This is a genomic window from Dietzia sp. NPDC055343 (assembly GCF_053645265.1).
The window spans coordinates 1-6,248 of the sequence record NZ_JBSHMJ010000070.1; the positions used below are offsets into that span (position 1 = coordinate 1).

Consider the following 6,248-nt stretch of genomic DNA (forward strand, 5'->3'; position numbering starts at 1 on the left):
TCCCCGGAGCGGCCGCCGTCTCCTCTCGCACTACGCGAGCTGCCGATCAGCCCTGCTCGGCCGCCAGCTTCTTCAGCGACTCGGTGGGCGCGAAGCGCTCGCCGTACTTCGCGGCCAACTCCTCGGCGCGGGCGACGAAGCCCTTGTAGCCCGAGGCCTCCTTGGCGCCCGGCTCCGAGTAGTTCTTGGCGTACTGGCGGGTGCCGCCGGTCCACGCCGGGAACCCGATGCCGATGATCGAGCCGATGTTGGCGTCGGCGTCGTCGACGATCACGCCCTCGTCAACGCACTTCTGCGTCTCGAGCACCTCGGCGAAGATCATGCGGTCGATCAGGTCCTGCAGCGGCGGGGCGTTGTCCGGCGAGGTGGTGAACGCCTCGCGCAGGCCCGGCCACAGACCGGTGCGCTTGCCGTCGGCGTACTCGTAGAAGCCGGCGCCGGCGGCGCGGCCCGAGCGCTTGATCTCCTCGACCATCTTGAGCACCACGCGGTCCGACGAGCTCGGCACGTACTCCTTGCCCGCGGCCTCCTCGGCCTCACGGGTGGCCTGACGGATCTTGACCATGAGGTTGAGGTTCAGCTCGTCCGACAGCTGCAGCGGGGCGGCCGGGTAACCGGCGATGCGGCCGGCCTGCTCGATGGTCGCGGGCTCGATGCCCTCGTCCAGCATGCCGATCGCCTCGTTGACGAACGTGCCGATGACGCGCGAGGTGTAGAAGCCGCGCGAGTCGTTGACGACGATCGGCACCTTGCGGATGGCGAGCGTGAGATCGATCGCGCGGGCCAGCGCCTCCGGGGTGGTCTTCTCGCCCTTGATGATCTCCACCAGCTGCATCTTGTCGACCGGGGAGAAGAAGTGGATCCCGATGAAGTCCTCGGGGCGCTGGACGCCCGTGGCCAGGTCCGTGATCGGCAGGGTCGAGGTGTTGGAGCCGAGCAGTGCGTCGGGGTTGACGATGCCCTCGATCTCCTGGAAGACCTTCTTCTTCAGCTCGGGAGACTCGAACACGGCCTCGATGACCGTGTCGCAGCCCGCGAGATCCTGCGGGTCGATGGTCGGCGTGATGCGGGCCAGGAGAGCGTCGGACTTCTCCTGGGTGGTGCGGCCACGCTCGAGCGCCTTGGCCTCGATCTTCTCGGAGTAGGCCTTGCCCTTCTCGGCGCCGGCCATCTCGACGTCCTTGAGGACGACCTCCATGCCGGCCTTGGCACACACGTACGCGATGCCCGCGCCCATCATTCCGGCGCCGAGGACGCCGACCTTCTTGAACTCCGTGCGGGGGATCTCCGAGCCGTCGGCGGCCTTGGGGCGGGCGCCGCCGGAGGCGCAGTGCTGCATGTCGAAGAAGAACGCCTGGATCATGTTCTTCGCGATGGGGCCGGTGACGAGCTCGACGAAGTAGCGGGCCTCGATCTTCTCGGCCGTGGCGAAGTCCACCTGCGAGCCCTCGACGGCCGCGGCCATGATGGCGCGCGGCGCCGGGGAGGGCGCGCCCTTGGTCTGCTTACGCATGTTGGCCGGGAAGGAGGGCAGCACGCCGGCCAGAGCCGGATCGCTGATGGTGCCGCCGGGCAGCTTCCAGCCCTTGCGGTCCCACGGCTGGGAGGCCTCGGGCCCGGTGGCCAGCCACGCCTTGGCGGCATCGATCAGCTTCTCGGGCTCGACCACCTCGTCGACCAGCCCCGCCTCGAGGGCCTTGGCCGGGGCGAAGGACTTGCCGGACATGAGGATGTTCGGGACTGCCTGGGCCAGGCCGAACATGCGGACGGTACGGACGATGCCGCCGCCGCCGGGCAGCAGGCCGAGGGTGACCTCCGGGAGTCCGACCTTGGCGCCGCGGGCGTCGGCCATCACGCGGTGGTGGGTCGCGAGCGCGAGCTCGAGTCCCCCGCCGAGGGCCGCACCGTTGATGGCCGCCACGACCGGCACGCCACAGGTCTCGAGGGCGCGCATGCGCTCCTTGATGCCCAGGGACCGGGTGTAGAGGTCCTCGGCGTCGGCGGGGCCGGCCTTGATCATGGACTTGAGGTCGCCGCCGCCGAAGAAGCTCTTCTTGGCGGAGGTCAGGACGACGCCCTTGATGGACTCCTTCTCGGCCTCGATGCGGTCGACGGTCTGCGCGAAGTCCTCGATGAACCGGGCGTTCATCGTGTTGGCGCCGTGGTCGGGGTCATCCATGGTGAGGGTGACGATGCCGTCGCCGTCCTGCTCCCACCGGAACATGTTGTCGCTCACTGGTTTTCTACTCCTGTATGGCTGTGGTGTCGGTGGGCTGGATCAGACGCGCTCGATGATGGTGGCCACGCCCATGCCGCCGCCCACGCAGAGGGTGACGAGGGCGCGCTTGCCGCCGGTGCGCTCGAGCTCGTCGAGCACGGTGCCGGTGATCATGGCGCCGGTGGCGCCGAGCGGGTGGCCCATGGCGATGGCGCCGCCGTTGACGTTGAGCTTCTCGTCGGGGATGTTCATGTCCTTCTGGAAGCGGAGGACGACGGAGGCGAACGCCTCGTTGAGTTCCCACAGGTCGATGTCGTCGGCGGTGAGGCCGGCGGTGGCGAGCGCCTTCCGGGCGGCCGGGGTGGGTCCGGTGAGCATGATGGTGGTGTCGGCGCCGGAGGTGGCGGCGGCCACGACGCGGGCGCGCGGGGTCATCCCCATCTCCTTGCCGGCCTTCTCCGAACCGACGACCACCAGCGCGGCGCCGTCGACGATGCCGGACGAGTTGCCACCGTGGTGGACGTGGTTGATCTCCTCGACCCAGTGGTACTTCTGCAGCGCCACGGCGTCGAAGCCACCCATGTCGCCGACCATGGCGAACGAGGGCTTGAGGCCGGCCAGCGACTCGACGGTGGTGCCGGGACGCATGTGCTCGTCGCGGTCCAGGACGGTCAGCCCGTTCATGTCCTTGACGGGCACGACCGACTTGTCGAAGCGGCCCTCCTCCCACGCCTGCGCCGCGAGTCGCTGCGAGCGCTCGGCGTAGCGATCGACATCCTCGCGGGAGAAGCCCTCGAGGGTGGCGATCAGGTCGGCACCGATGCCCTGCGGCGAGAAGTAGGTGTCATAGTTGGTGGCCGGGTCCATCGCCCAGGCGCCGCCGTCGCTGCCCATCGGCACGCGCGACATCGACTCGACGCCGCCGGCGAGGACGACCTCGTCCCAGCCGGAGCGGATCTTCTGAGCAGCCATGTTGATGGACGTCAGGCCGGAGGCACAGAAGCGGTTGATCTGCACGCCGGCGACGGTGTCGGGCATCTTGGCGGCGAGCGCGGCGATACGGGGCAGGTCCATTCCCTGATCGCCGAGCGGGCTGACGATCCCGAGGATGATGTCCGAGATGCGGTTCTCGTCGAGATCCGGGAAGCGGCGACGGGTCTCGTCGATGAGCCCGACGACCAGGTCGATGGGCTTGACCCCGTGCAGGGCGCCGCCTGGCTTGCCCTTACCCCGCGGTGTGCGGATCGCGTCGTAGATGAATGCCTCGGTCATGGGTGGTCCACGGCCTTTCTCTGGGCGGAACTGGTACGTGTTCACGGCTAGGGTACGTGTCGCCCCTCACACGCCGTGGAGTGCGGTCCGTTTTTTGCCCCGCGCGGCCTTTCGCGGGCTGGCACAGTGGGGGTGTGACCGCGACATCCGCCGTTCCCCCAGCCCTTCCCGAAGCCCTGGCCGAACTCGCCGCGGAATGCGGTGTGGCCACGGGGTACACCGATGCGCACGGCGTCCACCGCGACGTCCCCAAGCGCACCGTGCGCGCCGTCCTCGCCGCGATGGGCGTCGGCGCCGGGAATCGCGCCGACCTCGCCGCGGAAGATGACGACCACGACGACGACAACGCCGCCACCCGCGCCACCGACACCGACGACCGGGCCGCCCTCGAGGAGGTGCGCCTCGCGCCGTGGCGTCGTGTGCTCGCGCCGACCGTGGTCGCCACCGAGGGCGCCACCCGTGTGGTCCCGATCCATGTCCCGCTGGGTGCGAACGTGACGGTCTCGGTCCACCTCGAGGAGACGCCCTCCGCCACCGCCGGGTCCGCCGATCCGATTCCCCTGCTCCCTCTCAGCGGCGACCGCATCCAGCGGGAGGTCGACGGAACACCGATGGAGCAGATCTCCGTGAGTGTGCCCGGCGATCTGCCGGCGGGGTGGCATCAACTGCGTGTTGTCGTCGTCGACCCCGGCGTATCCCCCACCCACACCGCGAGGACAGGCGCCACCGACGCCTCCCGCCCCGACGGAACCCACCCCGGCGCGACCTACACGGCGACGCTTCTCGTCGCGCCGGCGAGCATCCCCGTCCCGGCCGGCCTGGACGAGCGCCGCGCGGTGGGGCTGGCGGCACAGCTCTACCAGGTGCGGTCGGCGACGTCCTGGGGCATGGGCGATCTCGCCGACCTGATGGACCTCGCCACATGGGGCGGCCGCGAGCTGGGCGCCGACTTCGTCCTGGTCAACCCGATGCACGCCGGCGAGCCGTTCCCGCCGGTGAGCCCGTCGCCGTACCTTCCCACGACGCGTCGTTTCGCCTCGCCCTTGTACCTGCACCCCGAGCTGCTGCCCGAGTACGCCGACCTTCCCGATACTGAGCGGACCCGCGTCGACGAGCTCGCCGGCCTCACCGCCGGCACCGAGGCCAACAGGTCGGATTCCCTCGACCGCGACGCCTCGTGGGCCGCCAAGATCGAAGCTTTACGCCTGTTGTACGCAGTACCCCGGACGCCCGACCAGGCCGCAGAGTTCGAACGCTTCATTCGCGAAGGAGGGCCCGGACTCCGATCCTTCGCCACCTGGTGCGCGTTGGCCGGGGAGTACGGGCCGGACTGGGTGAACTGGCCCACTGACCTGCGCGATCCCGAGTCCGAAGCGGTCGAGCGTTTCGCCTCAGCCCACACCGAGGAGATCGACTTCCACCAGTGGCTGCAGTGGGTGACCGCCGAGCAGCGGGCGCGCGCGCAGCGATCGGCACTCGATGCAGGGATGCGACTGGGTATCCTGCATGACCTCGCGGTGGGCGTGCATCCCTCGGGCGCCGACGCATGGTCGCTCAAGCGCTCGCTGGCGCGCGGGGTGTCGGTCGGCGCTCCCCCGGATATCTATAACCAACGGGGGCAGGACTGGTCGCAACCTCCGCTCCGCCCGGACGCGTTGGCCGACAACGGCTACCGACAATTCCGCGATATCGTCCGGGCCGCGTTGCGCGATGCGGGCGGCGTTCGCATCGACCACATCCTCGGGCTCTTCCGTCTGTGGTGGATCCCCGCCGGGTCCCCACCCACCGACGGCACCTACGTCCACTACGACAGCGACGCCATGCTCGCCGTCCTCACCCTCGAAGCGTCACGTGCCGGTGCGGTGGTGGTGGGCGAAGACCTGGGCACCGTTGCCCCGGGCGTGCGCGAGGCCCTGTCCGAGCGCGGCGTGCTGGGCACGTCGGTGATGTGGTTTGAACGGACCGACGACGCCGGCGATACCGACGACGCCCACGACCCGGGCATCTCCGGCGGCGCCCGACACGCTGGAGACGAGTTTGACGACGACAACGCTCCCGCTCGGCCACTGCCACCGGAGGAATACCGCCGCTTGTGCATGGCGTCCGTGACCACCCATGACCTGGCGCCGACCGCCGGGTACATCGATCTCGTCCATGTCGATATCCGTGACGAGCTCGGCCAACTCACCCGCGACGTGGCCGACGAGCGCCGGGACGCGGCCGCGGAGGTGGATGGGTTCGTCACCGCGGTTCGAGAGCGCGGGTTACTCGAGGGCGACTCCCCAGACGACCTCATCGTCGCGTTGCACGCTTTCCTAGCGACGTCGCCGTCTCTGTTGCTCACTGTCTCGCTCGCGGATCTGGTGGGCGACCGCAGACCTGTGAACATGCCCGGTACCTCGACCGAGTACCCCAACTGGTCGGTACCTCTGGCGGATGGGGATGGACGGGCCCTGTTGCTGGAGGATGTGGTGCGCTGTAGCTTGCCGAAACGCGTGTTCGCCGCTGTGGGTGTGGTGGGTGGTGGGTAGTGGTCCGGGGCTGGCGGGCTGGTGCCGGTGGGCTGGTGCCGGCGGGATGCGGGTTTTGGGGGTGGTTGGAGGCGGGGTGGTGAAATGGCGAGAACCCCAACCCGTGAGGGGTTGGGGTTCTCGCGTGTGAAGTTGTGTTCGGCGGTGACCTACTCTCCCACACCCTCGCGAGTGCAGTACCATCGGCGCTGGCAGGCTTAGCTTCCGGGTTCGGAATGGGACCGGGC

The 6,248-nt window shown here is 69.4% G+C and carries 3 protein-coding genes and 1 rRNA gene; 1 reads left to right on the forward strand and 3 read right to left on the reverse strand.

What is annotated here, in order from left to right; translation table 11 throughout:
* Nucleotides 1–46: 46 nt before the first annotated feature.
* Both ACWIE7_RS18010 and ACWIE7_RS18015 read right to left on the reverse strand, forming a co-directional pair.
* The gene (locus ACWIE7_RS18010; protein ID WP_452099081.1) at nucleotides 47–2,236 is read right to left on the reverse strand and encodes a 3-hydroxyacyl-CoA dehydrogenase NAD-binding domain-containing protein; all 2,190 of its coding nucleotides are present in this window, start codon (nucleotides 2,234–2,236) and stop codon (nucleotides 47–49) included.
* 42 nt (nucleotides 2,237–2,278) lie between these two features.
* Nucleotides 2,279–3,490, reverse strand: coding sequence for an acetyl-CoA C-acetyltransferase (locus tag ACWIE7_RS18015; RefSeq protein WP_452099080.1), 1,212 nt, complete (start codon nucleotides 3,488–3,490; stop codon nucleotides 2,279–2,281).
* 134 nt (nucleotides 3,491–3,624) lie between these two features.
* On the opposite strand from ACWIE7_RS18015, the gene malQ reads away from it, so the two are divergent.
* Entirely contained in the window at nucleotides 3,625–6,021 is a 2,397-nt protein-coding gene (gene malQ / locus ACWIE7_RS18020; protein WP_454070168.1) for a 4-alpha-glucanotransferase, read from the forward strand.
* A 136-nt stretch (nucleotides 6,022–6,157) separates the two neighbouring features.
* Here the strand turns inward: malQ and rrf are convergent.
* A 5S ribosomal RNA gene (gene rrf / locus ACWIE7_RS18025) occupies nucleotides 6,158–6,248 on the reverse strand; the annotation flags it as partial.

Bases quoted from the DNA above. Each gene is read 5' to 3' on its own strand.
- ACWIE7_RS18015 (WP_452099080.1), bottom strand. From the start codon at position 3,490: ATGACCGAGGCATTCATCTACGACGCGATCCGCACACCGCGGGGTAAG.